Origin of the sequence: Burkholderia sp. Ac-20353 (assembly GCF_017104785.1) — a bacterium.
In the GTDB taxonomy this organism is placed as follows: Bacteria; Pseudomonadota; Gammaproteobacteria; order Burkholderiales; family Burkholderiaceae; genus Burkholderia.
On record NZ_JAAGPL010000168.1, the window covers coordinates 1 to 19,329 of the forward strand.

At 67.8% G+C, this 19,329-nt stretch carries 21 protein-coding genes; 12 read left to right on the forward strand and 9 right to left on the reverse strand.

Annotation, left to right across the window (positions count from 1 at the left end; genetic code table 11):
• The 5 genes from G3N94_RS31310 to G3N94_RS31330 form a co-directional block, all read left to right on the forward strand.
• The coding region (locus G3N94_RS31310; RefSeq protein WP_241022168.1) for an efflux transporter outer membrane subunit at positions 1-1,258 on the forward strand (1,258 nt) is incomplete at its 5' end.
• Between the two features lie 53 nt (positions 1,259-1,311).
• Complete coding sequence (locus tag G3N94_RS31315; RefSeq protein ID WP_205797151.1) at positions 1,312-1,749, forward strand: hypothetical protein; 438 nt, start codon at positions 1,312-1,314, stop codon at positions 1,747-1,749.
• A gap of 60 nt (positions 1,750-1,809) precedes the next feature.
• Positions 1,810-3,300: an MFS transporter gene (locus tag G3N94_RS31320; RefSeq protein ID WP_205797153.1), complete on the forward strand. Its 1,491-nt coding sequence runs from the start codon at positions 1,810-1,812 to the stop codon at positions 3,298-3,300.
• Positions 3,297-3,620 (forward strand): hypothetical protein, encoded by a 324-nt coding sequence (locus G3N94_RS31325; RefSeq protein ID WP_205797156.1) that lies wholly within the window; start codon positions 3,297-3,299, stop codon positions 3,618-3,620. The genes G3N94_RS31320 and G3N94_RS31325 overlap by 4 nt, the downstream gene beginning before the upstream one ends.
• Before the next feature lie 30 nt (positions 3,621-3,650).
• Positions 3,651-4,871, forward strand: a complete 1,221-nt coding sequence (locus tag G3N94_RS31330; protein ID WP_205797159.1) for an MFS transporter — start codon at positions 3,651-3,653, stop codon at positions 4,869-4,871.
• A 151-nt stretch (positions 4,872-5,022) separates the two neighbouring features.
• Here the strand turns inward: G3N94_RS31330 and G3N94_RS31335 are convergent, their stop codons facing one another.
• Together G3N94_RS31335 and G3N94_RS31340 are read right to left on the reverse strand one after the other, a co-directional pair.
• Positions 5,023-5,229: a YbdD/YjiX family protein gene (locus G3N94_RS31335; protein WP_006761279.1), complete on the reverse strand. Its 207-nt coding sequence runs from the start codon at positions 5,227-5,229 to the stop codon at positions 5,023-5,025.
• Positions 5,230-5,241: 12 nt separating this feature from the next.
• The gene (locus tag G3N94_RS31340) at positions 5,242-7,320 is read right to left on the reverse strand and encodes a carbon starvation CstA family protein (protein WP_205797160.1); all 2,079 of its coding nucleotides are present in this window, start codon (positions 7,318-7,320) and stop codon (positions 5,242-5,244) included.
• A gap of 318 nt (positions 7,321-7,638) precedes the next feature.
• Between G3N94_RS31340 and G3N94_RS31345 the strand changes: the two genes are divergently transcribed.
• The 3 genes from G3N94_RS31345 (at position 7,639) to G3N94_RS31355 (ending at position 9,589) form a co-directional block, all read left to right on the forward strand.
• Complete coding sequence (locus tag G3N94_RS31345) at positions 7,639-8,340, forward strand: hypothetical protein (protein WP_205797162.1); 702 nt, start codon at positions 7,639-7,641, stop codon at positions 8,338-8,340.
• A gap of 516 nt (positions 8,341-8,856) precedes the next feature.
• Positions 8,857-9,117, forward strand: a complete 261-nt coding sequence (locus G3N94_RS31350) for a hypothetical protein (protein ID WP_241022169.1) — start codon at positions 8,857-8,859, stop codon at positions 9,115-9,117.
• Positions 9,118-9,208: 91 nt separating this feature from the next.
• Positions 9,209-9,589 (forward strand): hypothetical protein, encoded by a 381-nt coding sequence (locus tag G3N94_RS31355; RefSeq protein ID WP_205797165.1) that lies wholly within the window; start codon positions 9,209-9,211, stop codon positions 9,587-9,589.
• Positions 9,590-9,664: 75 nt separating this feature from the next.
• Here G3N94_RS31355 and G3N94_RS31360 read toward each other — a convergent pair whose 3' ends face one another.
• The 3 genes from G3N94_RS31360 to G3N94_RS31370 form a co-directional block, all read right to left on the reverse strand.
• Positions 9,665-10,093 carry a PRC-barrel domain-containing protein gene (locus tag G3N94_RS31360; RefSeq protein WP_205797167.1) on the reverse strand — a complete coding sequence of 143 codons (429 nt, stop codon included), beginning with the start codon at positions 10,091-10,093 and terminating at the stop codon, positions 9,665-9,667.
• Between the two features lie 300 nt (positions 10,094-10,393).
• The gene (locus G3N94_RS31365; protein WP_241022170.1) at positions 10,394-11,524 is read right to left on the reverse strand and encodes a 3-deoxy-7-phosphoheptulonate synthase; all 1,131 of its coding nucleotides are present in this window, start codon (positions 11,522-11,524) and stop codon (positions 10,394-10,396) included.
• Between the two features lie 108 nt (positions 11,525-11,632).
• On the reverse strand, positions 11,633-12,340 hold the full coding sequence (locus tag G3N94_RS31370; protein WP_205797170.1) for a YceH family protein: 708 nt from the start codon (positions 12,338-12,340) through the stop codon (positions 11,633-11,635).
• Positions 12,341-12,610: 270 nt separating this feature from the next.
• Here G3N94_RS31370 and G3N94_RS31375 point away from each other — a divergent pair, with 270 nt between their 5' ends.
• Both G3N94_RS31375 and hutC read left to right on the forward strand, forming a co-directional pair.
• A complete protein-coding gene (locus tag G3N94_RS31375; protein ID WP_205797173.1) occupies positions 12,611-13,378 on the forward strand; it encodes an SDR family oxidoreductase in 768 nt (255 codons plus the stop codon).
• A 127-nt stretch (positions 13,379-13,505) separates the two neighbouring features.
• A complete protein-coding gene (hutC, locus tag G3N94_RS31380; RefSeq protein ID WP_205797175.1) occupies positions 13,506-14,243 on the forward strand; it encodes a histidine utilization repressor in 738 nt (245 codons plus the stop codon).
• 30 nt (positions 14,244-14,273) lie between these two features.
• Here the strand turns inward: hutC and G3N94_RS31385 are convergent, their stop codons facing one another.
• Together G3N94_RS31385 and G3N94_RS31390 are read right to left on the reverse strand one after the other, a co-directional pair.
• The gene (locus tag G3N94_RS31385) at positions 14,274-15,125 is read right to left on the reverse strand and encodes a phytanoyl-CoA dioxygenase family protein (RefSeq protein WP_205797177.1); all 852 of its coding nucleotides are present in this window, start codon (positions 15,123-15,125) and stop codon (positions 14,274-14,276) included.
• 39 nt (positions 15,126-15,164) lie between these two features.
• Positions 15,165-15,950, reverse strand: coding sequence for an ABC transporter substrate-binding protein (locus G3N94_RS31390; protein WP_205797179.1), 786 nt, complete (start codon positions 15,948-15,950; stop codon positions 15,165-15,167).
• A gap of 446 nt (positions 15,951-16,396) precedes the next feature.
• On the opposite strand from G3N94_RS31390, the gene G3N94_RS31395 reads away from it, so the two are divergent.
• Together G3N94_RS31395 and G3N94_RS31400 are read left to right on the forward strand one after the other, a co-directional pair.
• Positions 16,397-16,651, forward strand: coding sequence for a hypothetical protein (locus G3N94_RS31395; protein WP_205797181.1), 255 nt, complete (start codon positions 16,397-16,399; stop codon positions 16,649-16,651).
• Entirely contained in the window at positions 16,644-17,507 is an 864-nt protein-coding gene (locus G3N94_RS31400; RefSeq protein ID WP_205797183.1) for a LysR family transcriptional regulator, read from the forward strand. The genes G3N94_RS31395 and G3N94_RS31400 overlap by 8 nt, the downstream gene beginning before the upstream one ends.
• 93 nt (positions 17,508-17,600) lie before the next feature.
• Here G3N94_RS31400 and G3N94_RS31405 read toward each other — a convergent pair whose 3' ends face one another.
• Together G3N94_RS31405 and G3N94_RS31410 are read right to left on the reverse strand one after the other, a co-directional pair.
• Complete coding sequence (locus G3N94_RS31405; RefSeq protein WP_205797185.1) at positions 17,601-18,785, reverse strand: amidohydrolase family protein; 1,185 nt, start codon at positions 18,783-18,785, stop codon at positions 17,601-17,603.
• A gap of 107 nt (positions 18,786-18,892) precedes the next feature.
• On the reverse strand, positions 18,893-19,329 hold a 437-nt coding region (locus tag G3N94_RS31410), incomplete at its 5' end, for an amidohydrolase family protein (RefSeq protein ID WP_205797187.1).

Below are 19,329 nucleotides of genomic sequence, written 5' to 3' on the forward strand. Positions count from 1 at the left end.
CGAGCGCGACCAGATCGCGAGCCGGCTCGGCCCGACCGTGTCCGCGGGCGGCACCGCAAACGCGCTGCGCTCGTCGCGCGCGCTCGACTGGCCGCCGGGCATCGGCCAGTCGCGCACGTACCGGCTCGGCTTCGACGCGTCGTGGGAACTCGATATCTTCGGCGGCACGCGGCGTGCGATCGAATCCGCCGACGCGCAGCTCGACGCGATCGACGACGATCGCCGCGCGGTGCTGGTGAGCCTGCTCGCCGAGCTCGCGTCGGATTACGCGGAACTGCGCGCGACCCAGGCGCGGCTGCAGCTCGCGACCGACAACGTCGCGAGCCTCGACGCGACGCGCCGGCTGACCGAACGCTCGGAGCGGCACGGTCTCGGCACGTCGTTCGAGGTCTCGCAGGCGCGCGCCGAGCTCGAGCTTGCGCAGGCCGCGCTGCCGCCGCTGCAGGCGAACGTCGCGCGGCTCACGCACGCGATCGGCTTGCTGACCGGCGGCTTTCCGGGCGACCTGCGCGACGCGCTGAATGCGCCCGGCGCGACGCTGCCTGTCGCGCCGCAGCTGCCCGTCACGCTGCCGGCGGACGTGATCCGCGAGCGACCGGACCTCCGTGCCGCCGAGCGGCGTTTCGCGGCCGCGAACGCGCAGATCGGCGTCGCGCGCGCCGCGCAGTTCCCGCAGTTCGCGATCCCGCTCAGCGTCGGCACGACCGCGAGCCTCGTGCAGGACCTGTTCACGAGCGCGAGCGTCGCGTGGTCGGTTGCGCTCGAAGGCACGCAGATGCTGTATGACGGCGGCCGCGCGAAGGCCGGCGTCAGCGCCGCACGCGCCGCTGCCGAAGCGGCGAGGCTCGCGTACGAGCAGCGCATCCGCATCGCGTTCCGCGAAGTGGAGGACGCGCTCGCCGAGATCCATGCGGAGCGCGACCGGCAGGCGTCGCTCGTCGCGGCAGTCGGCAGCAGCCAGGATGCGCAGTCGCGCGCGACGCGGCTCTATCGCAACGGGTTGAGCGAATACCTGTCGGTGCTCACCGCGCAGCGCGCGACCTACCGCGCCCGCGATGCGCTCGCGCTCAGCAAGCTCGCGCAGGTGCAGGGCGTGATCGCGCTGTACAAGGCGCTCGGCGCCGGCTGGCGCAACGATGCGCCGGTCTCGCCGGTCGCGCCGGTCTCGCCGGTCGCGCAGGCCGCGCCGGTCTCGACAGTTGCGCAGGCCACGCCGGTCGTGCAGGCCGACGGCCTGCAGACGGGCTCCACACGCTGACGCCCGGCAGGCCCGCGTTTTTATCGTTAGTCATGCTTCACCGGGAAATCACCATGAATCTCGATCCGCAAGAATTCGTCGTGCACGACATCAGCCGGTTTCCGTTCTGCGTGTTCCGCGCGCAGGCCGCGACGCCGGGCTACGCATCGCAATGGGAAAAGGAGATCGATGCGCTGATGCGCGAGGGTGCGGCGTTCGTCGTCGTATATGTGTCGCTCGACGCCGATGAAACACACGAGGACCGCAGGCATCGCGCGGTCTGGCTCAAGCAGAACAAGGCGGCGCTCGGCGCGGTGTGCAAGGCGCTGATCAGCGTCGAGCCCGATCCGGAGCGGCGCGCAGCAGTGGCCGCGCACGGCGAGACGGCCGTGAAGGCGTTCGGGATTCCGCACGAAGCGGTGGCGTCGCTCGACGACGCTGCGGCGCTCGCCGCGCGGCTGACGGCCTCGGACGGCACGACGGCGCGACATCCACGTTTCGGATCGCTGTGAAACGTCACCGGGCATCGCGTCGATACATTGGCTTTTTATTCATCCCTCCGCGGGGATCCGATGAAAGCCAACCTGCCTACCGACGCCCGCCACCGGATTCTCGTGGCGACCAGCGTCAGCTACACGCTCGTCCTGCTCGACGCATCGATCGTCAACGTCGCGCTGCGAGAAATCGCGCGGACGCTCGACAGCCACGTCGCCGGTCTGCAATGGATCGTGAACGCGTACACGCTGACGTTCGCGAGCCTGCTGCTGACGGGCGGCACCCTGTGCGACCGGCTCGGCGCGCGCAACGTCTACATTGCGGGGCTCGCGGTGTTCGTTGCCGCATCGGTGCTCTGCGGCTTCGCGCCGAACCTGACGGCCCTTGCGCTGGCGCGCGTGCTGCAAGGCGTCGGCAGCGCGATGCTGGTGCCGTGCTCGCTCGCGCTGATCAACCGCGCGTATCCCGATCCGGGCGAGCGCGCGGCGGCGGTCAGTGTCTGGATGGGATGCGGCGGCGTCGCGATGGCCGCGGGCCCGCTGATCGGCGGGCTGCTGATCCAGCTGTTCGGCTGGCGCAGCATCTTCTTCGTGAACCTGCCGATCGGGCTGGCCGGCGTGTGGCTCGCGCGCTCGGCTGCGCGCATGGATGCCGAGCGGACCCGACACTTCGACTGGATGGGGCAGGCAGCGGCAATCGTCGCGCTCGGCACGCTGATCGGCGTGCTGATCGAGGGGCCGTCGCTCGGCTGGCGAGCAACGCCGATCGTCGCCGGCATCGCCGTGTGCTGCGTCGCATGGATCGCGTTGATCGCGATCGAGGCGCGGGTGCGCAATCCGATGCTGCCGCTGGCCTTCTTTCGCAGCGCGCTCTTCGCCGGATCGACCTTCGTGTCGATGGCGTCCGCGTTCGTGTTCTACGGGCTGATGTTCACGTTCAGCCTGTTCTTCCAGCAGGTTCGCGGCGAGTCGCCGCTCGCCGCCGGGCTCGCGTTCCTGCCGATGACGGCGATGGTCGCGGCCGGCGGCCTGCTGTCGAGCCGGCTCGTCAGACGCTTCGGCGGACGCTGGCCGATGTGCGCCGCGTTCGGCCTGTATGCGGCAGGCGCGCTCGGCATGATGCTGTCGACCGCGACGTCGCCGTACTGGTTCGCAGTAACACCGATGCTGGTGATCGGGTTCGCGTCGGGCTTCATCTCGCCGGCCGCGACCTCGCCCGCACTCGGCGCCGTCGCGAAAGGCCGCGCGGGCATCGCAGCCGCCGTGCTGAACACCGCGCGACAGAGCGGCTCCGCCCTCGGCGTCGCGATCTTCGGCGCGTTCATTGCGACGCTGCAGCCATTCCGGTTTGCGATGCACGTGGCGCTCGCTGTCGCGATCGGGCTATCCGTGCTCGCCGCCGCGGTCTGGTGGGCGACGTCCCGCACAGCGGCGAACGGGCATCCCGGCGGCCGTCAGCCCGCGTTGTCTGCAGGCGGTTCCCACTCGGCCACTAGCTTCAGCAGGCCGGGAAATCGCAAATCGAGATCTTCCGTGCGCACGCGGCTGCGCCGCTCGAGTCCGTATTGACGCTGGCGCAGCACGCCTGCGTCGCGCAGCGCCTTGAAATGATGGGTCAGCGACGATTTCGGGCGATCGAAGCCGAACCAGCCGCAAGGATGATCGTAAGCCTCGGATTCCAGCATCAGCTTCTTCACGATCGTCAGCCGCAACGGATCGGCCAGCGCGCCGAGTATGGTTTCGAGGCGAAGCTCGGCGACGCCCGGCTCCGGCAGCGGGTCGGGCAAATCCGCAGGCGCCGGCATGATGCCGGCCGCACGTTCATCGTGGACTCGTTTCATGCCCGCAAGCATATCACCCTGTACGAGTTTTTTCGAACTAAGCTATAGTTCGAAAAAACTCGTACAAGGAGTGCGTTCATGTCCGACACCGCCGTTCCCCAATCCCGACACGCAGCCACGCGTCCCGTGCCCCGCATGGTGCACGCCGCGTGGATGGTCACCGCCGTGTTCATGCTGTCCAACTCGCCGACGCCGCTGTACGTGTCCTGGCAGCGCGCACTCGGTTTCTCGTCCGGCACGCTGACCGTCATCTTCGCGCTCTATATCGCCGGCCTGCTGGGCACGCTGCTCGTCGCCGGCCAGCTTTCGGACCGTTACGGGCGCAAGCCGGTTTTGCTGCCCGGCCTCGTCGTGGCGCTGATCGCATGCGCGTTGTTCGCGACCGCGTCGTCCGTCGCGATGCTCGCGGTTGCCCGATTGCTGACGGGTATCGCGGTCGGCGTGATCGTGTCGGCGGGCATGGCGTCGGTGATCGATCTCGCCGGTGCCGAGCGGCGCAAGGCGGCGCTGCTCGCGTCGGTGGCCATGGTGTTCGGGGCGGGACTCGGGCCGTTGCTCGCCGGAGTCGCCGCGCAAACCGCCGCGCATCCGGCCGCGATCGTCTTCGGCGGCGAGTTCGTGATCCTGCTGAGCGCGTTGGCGGTCGCCCTGTGGCTACCGCGCAATCGGCCCGCGCACGTGCGAAGCGATGCACCGGTGCTGCATCTGCCGTCGATCCCTGCGCACAACCGGCGCCACGTCGCCAGCGGCATCGCCGTGTTCGGGCCGGGCATCACCGCGACCTCCTTCGTGCTTGCGTTGGGCCCGTCGTTGCTCGCGCGCCTGCTACATGTCCGCAGCCCGCTGCTCGCGGGCGGGATGGCCTGCGCGATGTTCCTGGCCGCCACCGGCGTCCAGTTCGTCGCGCGGCGCGGCTCGATCCGGTCGACGTTCGTGGCCGGCACCGTCGCCACCCTGCTGTCGATGGTGATGCTGTGCATCGCCGTGCATGCGTCGTCGGCCGCCGTCTTCGTCCTTGTCGCGGCGGCGCTCTTCGCAGGCGCGGGGCAAGGCCTCGGACAGCTCGGCGGCCTGACGCTGATCGGCCTGCACGTACCGGACGCACGGCGTGCCGAGGCGAACGCCGTCATGAACATTGGCGGCTACCTCCCGGCGGGCCTGATGCCCGTGATGACCGGGTACGCGATCGATCGTGTCGGCTTCACGGCCGGCGCGACCGGCTTTGCAGTCGCGTTGGCCACGATCGCGCTCGCCGCGGGTGCGGCGGCTGTTCTTGCGCTGCGTCACGACAGCGACTGACGGTCGCGACGACGGACCGTGGTCACGCGCGAGCGCATGATGCATGGTGCATGCGTTGCGCAAGCGCGCCGGTTTGCCGTCGACATGCAAAAAGGCGTCATGGCCCGCAAGCCATGACGCCTTTCTGTTTTGTTCGTGCCGCGTCACCTACTCAACAGCACTTGCCCGCCCCTGACCCATACCGCGCGTTCTGACGTTCGCGGAAGAATTCCTCGTACGTCATCGGCTCGCGGTCGGGGTGCGTTTCGCGCATGTGCGCGACGTAGGTGTCGTAGTCGGGCAGGCCGACCATCAGCCGCAACGCCTGGCCCAGGTAGCGGCCCGCGCTGCGCAGATCACCGCCGAGATCAGAAAACATCGCGGCCTCCCCTTAGCGTCCGCTGCCGAGCGCCTGCGCGGCCGGCATCGACTCGTACGGCGTCTCGCGCACGGTCGGCTTCGCTTCGCGGCGCGCGCGCAGGATCGCGAGCACGCCGTACACCGCGATGCTCACCACGACGAGAATGAACAGCCCGGCCAGCGCGGCGTCGATGTAGTCGTTGAAGATGATCCGCTGCATCTGCGCGATCGACTTCGCCGGCGCGAGCACCTTGCCCTCGTCGACCGCCGCCTGCAGCTTCGCGGCATGCGCGAGGAAGCTCACCTTCGGGTTCGAGTCGAACACCTTCTGCCAGCCGGCCGTCAGCGTACAGATCAGCAGCCACACGGTCGGCACGAGCGTGACCCACGCGTAGCGCTCGCGCTTCATTTTGAACAGCACGACGGTGCCGAGCACCAGCGCGATCGCCGCGAGCATCTGGTTCGAGATGCCGAACAGCGGCCACAGCGTGTTGATGCCGCCGAGCGGGTCGACGACGCCCTGATACAGGAAGTAACCCCAGGCCGCGACGCACAGCCCGGTCGCGACCAGGTTCGCCGGCAGCGACTCGGTGCGCTTGAGCGCCGGATGGAACGTGCCGAGCAGGTCCTGCAGCATGAAGCGGCCCGCGCGTGTGCCCGCATCGACGGCCGTCAGAATGAACAGCGCCTCGAACAGGATCGCGAAGTGATACCAGAACGCCATCATCGCTTCGCCGCCGATCACCTGGTGCAGGATCTGCGCCATGCCGACCGCCAGCGTCGGCGCGCCGCCCGCGCGCGCGATGATCGTCGTCTCGCCGACGGCCTTCGCGGTTTGCGTGAGCATGTCCGGCGTCAGCATGAAGCCCCATTGCGTGACGGTGTTCGCGACCGCTTCCGGCGTCGAGCCGAGCACCGCGGCCGGCGCATTCATCGCGAAGTAGACGCCCGGCTCGATCACGCATGCGGCAACCAGCGCCATGATCGCGACGAACGATTCCATCAGCATCGCGCCGTAGCCGATGAAGCGTGCGTTGGTTTCATTGTCGAGCAGCTTCGGCGTCGTGCCCGACGAGATCAGCGCGTGAAAGCCCGACACCGCGCCGCACGCGATCGTGATGAACAGGAACGGGAACAGGTTGCCCGACCACACGGGGCCCGTGCCGTCGACGAACTTCGTCAGCGCGGGCATCTTCAGCTCCGGCGCGACGATCAGGATGCCGATCGCGAGACCGACGATCGTGCCGATCTTCAGGAACGTCGACAGGTAGTCGCGCGGCGCGAGCAGCAGCCACACCGGCAGCACCGACGCGACGAAGCCGTAGCCGATCAGGATCCACGTGAGCTGCGTGCCGTTGAACGTGAACCACGCGGCGAGCGTCGGCGAGTCGTGCACGGTCTGGCCGAACGCGATCGATGCCATCAGGCCCACGAAGCCGATGATCGACACTTCGCCGATGCGGCCCGGACGGATGTAGCGCGTATAGACGCCCATGAACAGCGCGATCGGAATCGTCGCGGCGACGGTGAACGTGCCCCACGGCGAGTTGGTCAGCGCCTTCACGACGATCAGCGCGAGCACCGCGAGGATGATCACCATGATCAGGAACGCGCCGAACAGCGCGATCACGCCGGGCACGGTGCCGAGTTCCATCTTGACGAGATCGCCGAGCGAGCGGCCGTCGCGGCGCGTCGAGATGAACAGCACGATGAAGTCCTGCACCGCGCCCGCGAACACGACGCCTGCGAGAATCCACAGCATGCCGGGCGTGTAGCCCATCTGCGCGGCGAGCACCGGGCCGACGAGCGGCCCTGCGCCGGCGATCGCGGCGAAGTGATGGCCGAACAGCACGTACTTGTTGGTCGGCACGTAGTCGAGGCCGTCGTTGTGCCGGACGGCCGGCGTCATCCGCAGCCCGTCGAGCTGCACGACCTTGCTGGCGATGAAGCGGCTGTAGAAGCGATACGCGATCAGATACACGCAGACTGCGGCGATCACGATCCAGAGGGCACTGACCCGCTCGCCGTGCGCGAGCGCGATGGTGCCGAACGCGAACGCGCCCAATAGCGCGACCGCAATCCAGATCAGGGTGCTGGAAGCCCGATTCATGGTGTCTCCTGTGGTTATGGATATCGCGCGGCCGGGTTGCCGCGCGTTCGTTTGTCGGTATTGCACGTCGTGCCGGCCTCGCAAAGGCCGGCATGATGGGCTCGTAGTATTCGCGTTCGGCGGACGGCTTACAAGCGGATAACTACGTATGCGAGGCTACGTAGAATTACGTAGGCTGAATGCGAGCCGTGAATTCATTTCGAACGCAACCGGTCGCAGCGCAAAGCAGTGCCGCGGAATAAAACCTAGAATGGAACGAAGCGCCGGCCGTCTTGTGCAACCGGCCGGCGCGTCCTCTTCCCGTTGGAAGCAGCCGCCATGAACCTTCACGATGCGCGCTTCATCCGCCCCGCGCTGGGCGCCCTTTGCGTGGCTTCGCTGGCTGCGCTGTCCTCGTGCGGCGGCGACGCGTGCTTCGGTTTCAACGACGGATGCTTCAACGGAAACGGCAACGGCACGCAGACCGTCACCGTCTCCGGCACGGCCGCCACCGGCCCGGCGCTGGCCAGTGCGACGGTCACCGCCCTCTGCGCGCAGGGTTCGGGCTCCGCGCTGTCGGACGGTGGCGGGAACTACAGCCTGACGTTCAATGCGACGCTCCCGTGCGTGCTCACCGTGACGTCCGGCGGCACGACGCTGCATTCGCTCGCGTTCGCCGGCGGCACCTTCAATACGACGCCCGAAACCGAGCTGATGGTCGTCTATCTCGCGTCGCAGCTCGGCACGACCACCGGCGGCCTGATCGCCAACCTGCCGAACAGCACGCATGTGCAGCAGGTGCTGGAAAACCAGTCCGACGTGCAGGCCGCGCAGGCGGCGGTCATCGCGAATCTCCAGCAGCACTATGCGCTCACGCTGACGACGCAAGCATTCCTGACGACACCGTTCGTGGTCGGCCAGCCCGGCGTCGACAGCGATCTCGTCGCGCTGGCGAAGGCAGGGGCGATCGACGCCAACGGCATGCCCGACCCGGCCGCCGTATCGCTGTTGTCGCAGGCAGGCGCCGCTCATCCGCTTTGAGCGGGATGTTCCGGACAGCCGCAGCACGGGATTCGTCACATGAAACCTGACGGAAGCGGCGCGCCGCAAGGTGAGCTGATTCGGGATCCACCCTTTACAACCTTTTTACTTGCCACCGGATGGCGACTCACTAAAATCCTTCCGTAATCCCATCGAGAGTTGGTGACATGACCATTCGAAGTTCTCGCCCCCCAAGTCGTTTCCCCACCTGACAGGCAGGACGCCTGCTCTTTCCCGAGCCATCGTCTTGCCGAAAGGCGAGCGGTGCGCACCCGTCGTTACTCTCCCGAGCGTACTTCCGCGTGCACGGATAACTGAACCGCAGCGATTCAGCCGGCCTGTGCCTGGCGCTTCATGCGCGCATGGCAACCGCGAACGCAGCGCCAGCATCGCGACGCAGCCCCTTGCCTTTCGTCCGTCCACCGAGGCTTCGCTTCGTTCGCGCATCGCGAACGACATGATCCGCGCGCTGGTCGCGCGCGATTAAAGAAAGGATTACTGATGAACGAGCTACACATGAATTCGGCGCCGGCCGGCATGCCGCGGCTGAGCGCGCACGAAATGGCGGCATTGATGCTGCTTGAACAGGCACCGGTCGAAGTCGAGCGGGGAACGCTCGACATGACCATGCTCCGCGATGCCGGACTTGCGGAACTCATCGATCGCGACAACGGCGATCCCAAGTTCTCCATCACGCGTAAGGGCAAGGTGATGCTGCGGATGCTGAGCGAATGGATCACGCACGAGCGTGCGATTTCGCCTGCCAACCCGGCCTGACTTCAAGCGCGCTCAGACCATTACGCCGACGATTCGATCCGCGGGCACGCCTGTGTGCGCGCCTCGCATTTGACGACCCTGGAGTATCGACATGTTTGAACTCAACAAGAATTACACCCGCGAATCCATCCACACGACCTGTGGCGGCAGCAAGCAAGCCTTTCTGCCCACGAAGAACGGCAAGGTCGTAGCCGCCTGCCTGCGCACGGACCTCAATCCGCACGCGCCGGACGTCATCATCTGCGACGGCAGCGCGTCCGCGCGTGCCGCCGGCAGGACGCTCGCCAACCAGGGCGGCGCGATTCCGGTGTTCCTCAAGATGGAAACCGACGCGTTTCGTTTCGTCGGGATGTTCGTCGTCAGCGAATCGTTGACCGTACCGCTCGATTACGAGCACCACGTGCGCAACAGCGGGTTCACGACCGGTCAGGTTTCGCGCGTGCTGAAGATGAAACGTCACGGCCACGCATGAACGAAAGCGGCCCGATGCATTGCGCACCGGGCCGTCCGCATCATCCGCGTCATCCGAGTCACTCGCGGATAAGGTTCAATGCTTGTCGTCGAGCTGCTTCGGCTTCGGCGGCGACGGCACCTTCGCGTACTGGAACGCCGGCGTCGCCTTCAGCGCTTCCTTCGTCGCGCCCGGCAGGTAGATGTTGCCGTTGCGCACGTCGAGCGACGCGATCGGCACCGCGACGTCGTGCGCGGCGACCCCGAGGAAGCCGCCGGCCGACACGATTGCCGCCGAGATCGAGCCGTCCGGCGCGACGATCAGGTCGCGGATCGTGCCGACCTTCTGGTTGTCGTCGTTATACACGCGCTTGCCGAGCACGCTTTTCTTCACGCTCCAGCCTTCGAGCAACACTTCCGATTGCTGGACGGTGACGCTGAGCTGCTGGGCGCCCGCGACCTGCGCATGCGCGCTGACGCTCGACGCGAGCACGGCGGCGGCGACGACGGTCTTGTAGAAAGCCATGGTAATTACACTCCGGTTTGGTTGTCGTTGGTTCCGGGAGCGAAGCGGCGCAGGCGCCGTGGCGGATCGGTGAGCGCCGCGCACTTCGTCGATGGCGCGGCGGCCGGCACACACCGCCGCTGCGTGTGCGCCCGGCCGGCTCGCATGGCCGCATCGCGTGACGCAACACTATTGTCATCTTAGCGTCATTTTTCGCGTGCCGCCGTCAAATCCGCTGCCGCTGCGGTTTGTCGGGCCTGATCAAGATCAACATCGGTATCGACAGGCCGCAACGGCACCGCGCGGGTTGCGCGGGTTACATCAAGCGTTACGCGAATACACGCGCCGATGCCGCACCGCCTCGGCGAGCACGTCGAGCACGGGTTCGGTCTGCGTCCAGCTCAGGCACGCGTCGGTGATCGACACGCCGTACTTCAGCGGCACGCCCGGCTTCAGGTCCTGGCGCCCGGCCTCGAGATGGCTCTCGACCATCACGCCGACGATCCGGTGCTCGCCCTGCGACAGTTGCCGCGCGAGATCCTGCGCGACGTCGATCTGGCGCTCGTGCGACTTGTTCGAGTTCGCGTGCGAGCAGTCGACCATCACCTGCTCGCGCAGGCCCGCCGCGCGCAGCACCGCGCAGCTCGCCTCGACGTGCGCGCCATCGTAGTTCGGGCCGTTCTTGCCGCCGCGCAGGATCACGTGCGCGTCGTCGTTGCCGCGCGTCTCGAAGATCGCGGCCATGCCCATCTTCGTCATTCCCATGAACGCATGGCTCGCGCGCGCGGCGACGATCGCGTCCGACGCGACCTGCACGCCGCCGTCGGTGCCGTTCTTGAAGCCGATCGGGCAGCTCAGCCCCGACGCGAGCTGCCGGTGGCTCTGGCTTTCGGTCGTGCGCGCGCCGATCGCCCCCCACGCGATCAGGTCCGCGATGTACTGCGGGCTCAGCAGGTCGAGGAACTCGGTCGCGGCCGGCAAGCCGAGCGCGTTGATGTCGAGCAGCAACTGGCGCGCGGCGCGCAGCCCTTCGTTGATGCGGAAGCTGCCGTCGAGCCGCGGATCGTTGATATAGCCCTTCCAGCCGACCGTCGTGCGCGGCTTCTCGAAGTACACGCGCATCGTGATCAGCAGATCGTCCTTCAGCGCATCGGCGACGACTTTCAGGCGGCGCGCGTAGTCGAGCGCCTGGTCGTGGTCATGGATCGAGCACGGGCCGACGACGAGCAGCAGCCGGTCGTCGCGGCCATGCAGGATGTCGCCGATCGCCTTGCGGGTGTCCTCGACGAGCGTCTGCGTGGCGGCCGGCACCGGCAGTTCGTCCTGCAGCAGCGCCGGCGAAATCAGCGGACGGACGGCGCCGATACGGACGTCGTCGATGCGCGTGGTGTCCTGCGTCGCGTCGGCTACGCCTACCTCGCGATCGTGCGAAGGATTGTCGAGGTTTTTCATGGTGATCTCCGGGGTCGTCTGGAATGACTGGCGTGACTGGCAGGCTCGATTATGGCACTCGCCCCACCCGCGGCCCAGCGGACGCATCGGCGGGGCAGCCCGTTCCGCTCAGGACGACTCGCCCGACGCTTCGACGTCGATCCCGAGTTCGGTCGCCATCCGCTGAACGAGCGCGTTGAGGCGGGCGACTTCGTCCGCGAGGCGCTTCTGTTCGGCCTTCAGCGCCTCGAATTCCGACGGCGGCACGGAATCCGCGCCGCCCGCGTCCGGCCCCGCGATGTCGCTTGCACTCACTTCGCCGCACATCAGGTGCATCCAGCGGTTCTCGCGCGCGCCGGGCGCACGCACGAGCCGGACGACGAGCGGCGGCTGGCGCGTCGCCAGCTCGTCCAGGAACGCCTCGACCGACGAGATGTCGGCGAAGCCGTGCAGGCGCGCGGTGTTCAGGCGCAGCTCGGCGGCCGTTTGCGGGCCGCGCAGCAGCAGGATCGTCAGCAGCGCGATCGCCTGGCTCGGGATGCCGAGCACCCGGTTCACGTTGTGCTCGAAGCGCGGCACGCGGCTGCTGCTGCCTTCCATCACGATGCTCAGGTGCTTCAGCGCGTCGATTGCCGTCGTCACCTCGGCCTCGGTGACGTTCATCACCGGCAAGCGCGCGGTTTTCTGGTTGCAGCCTGCGGTCAGCGCATTGAGCGACAGCGGGTACGTATCGGGCACCGTGTGCTGTTTCTCGACCAGCACACCGAGGATGCGCGCCTCGAGCGGCGTCAGTTCACGGAGAGGGCGTGGCGTAGGAGTATCCGGTGTGGTGTTCATGAGTCGGGTGGCGTCGCGGCGTGCTGCGGGTGAAGGGAAGCGGATCGCGGCCCGCCGGCTGCGCCGGGCGGGTCGAGCCATATGATAGCTGGTGCGGCGGCAGAGGAGATCGGACAGGTCGACGCACGGCGTCGGCGCCAGCGTTTGCGCGACGCGAACGCCGGCGCTACGATACCGCTTCATTCGCATGTCTGCGATTATCAGGATCGCCCGCATGCCGCGCCGCAAGCACGCACACCGCCGCTCACTCCCGTCCGTTTTTCCATCGCCATGATCAACACGCCGTCACCTTCCCCGAACGTCCGCGCGATCGTCACCGGTCACACGCGCGGCCTCGGCGCCGCGCTCGCCGCGCAACTGCTGCAGCGGGACATCGCCGTACTCGGCCTGTCGCGCAGCCGTCATCCGTCGCTCGGCACACAGGCCGGCGATCGCTTCGCCGAAGTCGAACTCGACCTGTCGGACCCGGCGCGCGTCGAAGCGTGGCTGGCCGGCGATGCGCTGCGCCGCTTCGTCGACGGCGCATCGACCGTGCTGCTCTTCAACAACGCCGGCACCGTCGAGCCGATCGGCCCGCTCGACGCGCAGGACCCGGCGGCGATCGCGCGCGCAGTCAGCCTGAACGTCGCGACGCCGCTGATGTTGTCGGCCGCGCTCGCGAAGGCCGCGCCCGATGCCGCCGAGCGCCGCGTGCTGCACGTATCGAGCGGCGCGGCGCGCAATGCGTACGCGGGCTGGAGCATCTACTGCGCGACCAAGGCCGCGCTCGACCATCACGCGCGCGCGGTCGCGCTGGACGCGACGCGCGGGCTGCGGATCTGCAGCGTCGCGCCGGGTGTCGTGGATACGGGCATGCAGGCGACGATCCGCTCGACCAGCACCGACCATTTCCCGCTGCGCGACAAGTTCGACCAGCTGAAGGCGAGCGGCGCGCTCGCGACGCCGGACGCCGCCGCGCGGCAGCTGATCGACTACGCGCTCTCCGACGCGTTCGGGACGGTGCCGACCGCGGATGTGCGCGAATTGCCGGCAGGTTGATCCGGATGCGCGGCATAACCCGCCCTTCCGGGCTTTCAGAGGCTTCAGGGCTTTCACGGGCTTCGGGCGGGCGAAGATGCCAACCGATATAGAATCCCCCGATCACGTTCCCCCGAAGGATTCCCCGATGGTCAAGAAGACCACCGCGCCATTCCAGCAGATCAAGACGCGCGTTCGCGAGAAGATCGAATCCGGCGACTGGCATCCGGGGGACCGCATTCCGTCCGAGCTCGATCTCGCCGCGCAGTTCGGCGTCGCGCGCATGACGGTGAACCGCGCGCTGCGCGAACTGACCGAGGAAGGCGCACTGAAGCGCACCGCGGGCGTCGGCACGTTCGTCGCCGAGCACAAGCCGCAATCGAACCTGCTGATGATTGCGCACATCCGCGACGAGATTCGCGCGCGCGGCCACGAATACCGGTGCCGCGTGCTCAGCAAGTCGCGCGAGCCCGCGTCGTTCGACGTCGCAGCCGCGTTCGGCCTGCCGGTCAACACGCCGGTGTTTCACGTCGTCTGCGTGCATGAGGAGAACGGCCGGCCGATCCAGCTCGAGGATCGCTACGTGAATCCCGCCGCCGCGCCCGGCTTCATCGACCAGGACTTCCAGACCGAGCCGCCGTCCGAGTACCTGTACAACAATGTGTCGCACTACGAACTGGAGATCGAGCACGTTGTCGACGCGTCGTTGCCGTCGGGCGAGCAGGCGCAGCTGCTCGACATGCGTGCCGGCGAACCGTGCCTGACGCTCACGCGCCGCACCTGGACCAACGGCCTGCCCGTCACGTTCGTGCACTTCCTGCATCCGGGCAACCGCTACCGGCTCGGTTCGCGCTTCAAGCCGGGCGCGGGGCGCCGGCAGGCGTAACGCGCACGGCGCCGGCCGCGCGCGACATCTTCAGAGTGCGGCCACCTGCCCCGCGCCCTTCGTCCACACGACCGGGAACAACGAATGCGCGAGCGGCGCGCCGTCCGGCAGTTCGTCGGCGAGGCCCGGGAAATCCGGCGACGTCTTCCAGCGCCGCGGCGCGTGGCGAACGTCGTCGCCGACAAAGCGGATCGAGAACGCGCGGCGACGGTTCTGCGTGCCGCCCGACGCATGCAGCGTCAGCATCCGGAAGCACACCATGTCGCCCGGTTCGAGCGCCCAGTGCCGGATCGGAAACGCGGCGCGATCCCCTTCGATGTCAGGCAGATCGGCGAGGCTGCCTTCCGGAAACCACTTCGCTTCCTTGTCCATGAACGTGCGCGGCATCAGCCACGGGCCGCGGTGCGACCCGGCGACGAATTCCAGCGTCGATTCGAGCGGCACCGGATCGACCGGAATCCACATGCTGACGTTATCGTCGCCTTCGATGTTGTAGTAAGGCTGATCCTGGTGCCACGGCGTGCGCTGCCGCGTGCCAGGCTCCTTGACGAGCAGGTGGTCATGATGGAGCCGCACAGCGTCGCCCCCCATCAGTGCGGCCGCGACGGACGGCGCGGGCGACCCGACGATGAAATCACGATACGCGTCGTTGTGCTGCCAGTTGCAGAAATCCTCGAAGAACCAGCCCGGATCGTCGGGCCGGCTCGCGACCTTCGAACGCGCGCTCGGCTGCGCGAGGTTCGTGTCGATGCCGGCCTTCAGCGTCGCGATCTCGTCCGGCGAGAAAATGCCCTTGATGCATACCGCGCCTTCCGCGCGAAACGCGTCGATCAGCTCGGGCGTGACGGCCTTCGCGACGCGGTCTCGAATACTCATGGTCATGGCTTGCCTGTCCTTGGGTTGAATCACGGGATCACGACATCACGGCTTCGCGCCATAGATGTCGAAATCGAAGTACCTGGCTGCGATCTTCTGATACGTGCCGTTCGCGCGGATCGCGGCGATCGCGGTGTTCAGGCGGTTCTTCAGGTCGGCATCGCCCTTGCGCAGCCCCATCGCGACACCGTAGCCGGTGATGCGCACATCCGTCACGTCGGGGCCGGCGAACGCGAAGCCCTTGCCGCGCGGCGTCTTCAGGAACGAATAGCCGGCCTGCGTCTTGTCCTGGAACGTCGCGTCGAGGCGGCCGTTGACGAGATCCTGATACACCTGGTCCTGGTTCTGGTACGACACGATCGTCACGCCCTTCGGCGCCCATTCGGCCTTCGCGTACGCCTCCTGCGTCGTGCCCTGGTCGATGCCGATGCGCTTGCCCGCGAGCGACGCCACGGTCGGCAGCAGCTTCGAGCCGGCTGGCGCGACCAGCGCGCCCGGCGACGCGTACAGCTTGTTCGAGAAGTCGATCTGCTTGAGCCGCTCGTCGGTCGCCGTCATCGCCGACATGATCACGTCGAACTTGCGCGCGCGCAGCGCCGGAATCATCCCGTCGAAACCCTGCTCGACCCACACGCATTTCGCATGCAGCTGCTCGCAGATCGCATTGCGCAGGTCGATGTCGAAGCCGGCGAGCGCGCCGTCCGGCTGCTTCGCCTCGAACGGCGGATACGTGGGGTCGATACCCCAGCGGATCGTCGTCGTGTCCTGGGCGAACGATACGAGCGGCGCGAACGCCAGCACGGTAACGAGAAACTTTGCAGTCCGGTTCATCGCTTTTCCTTCGAAGTCTCGACGCGGCGGGCAGCCGCCCTGGCGTCCGGTGGGGAATGCCGCACCGAATGGCCGGCGCGGCATGCGAACAGTTTGTTTTCCGATGAAGCTGGGATGCAGTCTAGACTGCTATATTTTTGAGCGCAAGCGGTGGGAAGGCCGGGCGGGCCGGGTGCGGGCGCGGATGGACTGGCGACGTGCGGGAACGGTGGAAGGAAGGCCTTGGTACGCGAAATTTCGCGCCAATTTCAGGGAATTATCGGTGTATACCCCGCGCGACGCATGCACGCTACAGAGTCTCGTTTCCACCGATTTGCTGTGGACAAGGATGTCTATACCGGTCGAAGTGGCGAGGTTCCGCGCCGTGGCCGGAACACCGATCGGACCGGCAGTCTATACTGCGAGGGAGGCAGATTCCGGAAGGGTATGAATCGCAGCTTTCGGTCGTGCTCGACGAGGTGCCGGTGCCGGTCGAGGTCAAGGCGGCCGAGAAGGCAGCCGCTCGTATCCGCACGACCTTCGAATACCAGCACTGCCGCGCATGCTGCTGCGGCGTCTCGCCGTTCGTATCCGCGACGTTCGCATCCGTTCCATTCGCCCCGGCGAAACAGCAATTGCCCGTCACGTCCGCGCATGTTAAAAATCGTCGCCCGCATCGGAAAATGAAATGCCCGGATCCACAAAAGTGCAGAAATGAATAGACCCCTGTTCGACCTCGACCTGCTGCGGGCGCTCGTGATGGTCGCCGATTGCGGCAGTTTCACGACGGCGTCCGCGCGGCTGCATTCGACGCAATCGACGGTCAGCCAGAAGGTGCGGCGGCTGGAGGAGATCGCGGGGCACCGGCTGCTCGATCGCGGCACGCGCGACGTGCGGCCGACCGACGCGGGCGTGACGATGCTCAGCTATGCGCGGCGGATGCTCGCGCTCAACGACGAGATGCTCGAGGCGCTGTCGGGCGCGACCGTCGCGGTGACGATCCGGCTCGGCGTGCCCGACGATTTCGCGGCGGGCCGCACCACGCATGCACTCGCGGCGTTCAAGCGCGAGCATCCGCAGGTCAAGCTCGAAGTGACGTGTGGGCTGAGCCGCGACATCAGCGCCGCGTACGACCGCGGCGATCTCGATCTCGTGCTGATCAAGCAGCGCCGCGACAGCCGCGAGGTGGTCGCGCGCTGGCCGGAGAAGCTGAAATGGATCGACAGCGCGAAACATCCGTCGATCGATCTCGATCCGGTGCCGATCGTCACGTTTCCGCCGCGCGGGCTGTATCGCGACGACATGATCAAGGCGATCGAGGAGCGCGGCCGACGCTGGCGGATCAGCTTCACGACGTCGAGCCTGAGCGGGATCCAGGCCGCCGTCGCCGACGGCCTCGGCATCAGCGTGCTGCCCGCGCGCGTCGTCACGGCCGAGCACGTCGTGCTGACCGCGAAGCAGGGGTTCGCGCCGATCGAGAACATGGACATCGCAATCCTGCACCGGCCGACCGCCGATCCGATGGTCATCGCGCTGACGAAGGCGCTCGCCGCGATGCTGGAGCGCGAGCGGCGGTAGACCCGAGCGCCCGATCCGACGCACGCACGGCAACGTCGCGCGCGTCGTGCTCGCAGACGAGAGCCTGCGTGCCTCGACTCGGCCCGCGCGCGCTCAGACCAGCGCGCCTTCGCGCGCGACGATCGTCCCCGCCGACACCACGAGCTTGCGCACCGGCCGCGCAACGACCGCCTCCGCGGGCGTCAGCGCATCGACGAGCACGAGGTCCGCGCGGCAGCCGGGCGTCAGCCCGTAATCCGCGAAACCGCAACCGCGCGCCCCGGCATGCGTCACGCAGTCGAGCGCGAGCTCGAGCGCGTCGTCGCGACGCAAATCGTTGCGCATGCCGATCAGCATCGCGCGTTCGAGCATGTCGGGCGAACCGTACGGCGTCCACGTATCGCGAATCCCGTCGTTGCCGCCGATGACGGTCACGCCCGCCGCGCGGCATGCCGCCAGCGACGGCACCGCGACCGACGCCGGCGCGGTCGTGACGAGCGCGACGCCGAGTTCGGCCATCCGCGCAAGCAGCGCATCGCGCGCGCGTTCGCCGATCTCGCCGAGACAGAACCCATGGCTGATCGTGACTTTCCGCTGCATCCCGAGCGCGGCCGTGCGCTGCAGGATCAGGTCGAGCGAGAATGCGCCCATCGTCGACGGCTCGTGCAGGTGGATGTCGAGCCCGCATCCGAAACGCTCGGCAATCCCGAACAGCACGTCGACCGCGTCAGCCGGATCGCCTTCGATCGCGCACGGATCGAGCCCGCCGAGCAGGTCGGCGCCCGCGCGCAGCGCGTCGGCCAGCAACGCATCGGTGCCGGGCCGCTTGAGCACGCCCGATTGCGGAAACGCGACGATCTGGATTTCCATCTGCCCGCGCAGCGTCGTGCGCGTGTCGAGCACGCCGTGCAGATGGCGCAGCCCCGCGTCGGTGTCGATGTCGACATGCGTGCGCAGCCGCGTCGTGCCGGCCGCGAGGAACGCACGCGCAAGCGCGAGCGACTGCGCGCCGGCGTCATGGCCGCTCGTCGCGCGCCAGCGCCGCTCGTTCTCGATGCGGTCGACGAGACGCGGGCCGACTTCGTTGCGATACCACGGCATTCCCCAGTGCGTCTTGTCGAGGTGCGTGTGGCCTTCGACGAGGCCCGGCAGCACGAGCGCCCCCGCGCCGTCCTCGACCGTGCAGCCGGCCGGCGCATCGAGCGACGGGCCGACTCGCGCGATGCGCTCGCCGTCGATCAGGATATCGAGCGCGTCGCCGGCACCCGTGCGGAGATTGCGAATCAGCAGGCTTGTCATGAGCGTGTCCCTTCGTCAGAACGATGCGGGCCGGTAACGGGTAACGGGTAACGGGTAACGGGTAACAGGTAGCAGGCAACCGGCAGGCGGCGGCCGGCCCGGCCGCGTCAGCGCGCGAAATGCAGCGCCGGCGTGAGCGGCGCACCTCTATCGCTTTCGCCGTGCCGCACGACCCAGCGTTCCGCCGGCACGCCCGCGACCGCCGCCGCCGCATTCGGCGCGCGCACCGCGACGAAGGTCGCGTCGCAGCCGACTGCGAGCCCGTAACGCTCGATGCCGATCACACGCGCACCCGCATGCGTCGCCATGTCGAGTGCGATGCCGAGGTCGTCGTCGGAGTAGAAGCCCGAGCGATAGCCGACCAGCATCGCGCGCTGCAGCATGTCGCCGTTGCCGTACGGCCACCACGCGTCGCGGATGTTGTCGTTGCCCGCGAACACGTTCACGCCCGCCGCGCGCAGCTGGCGCACCGGCGGGAACGCGCAGTCGCCCGGCGCGTTGGTCAGGATCGCGACGCCGGCTTCGGCGAGCGCCGCGGCCGTGC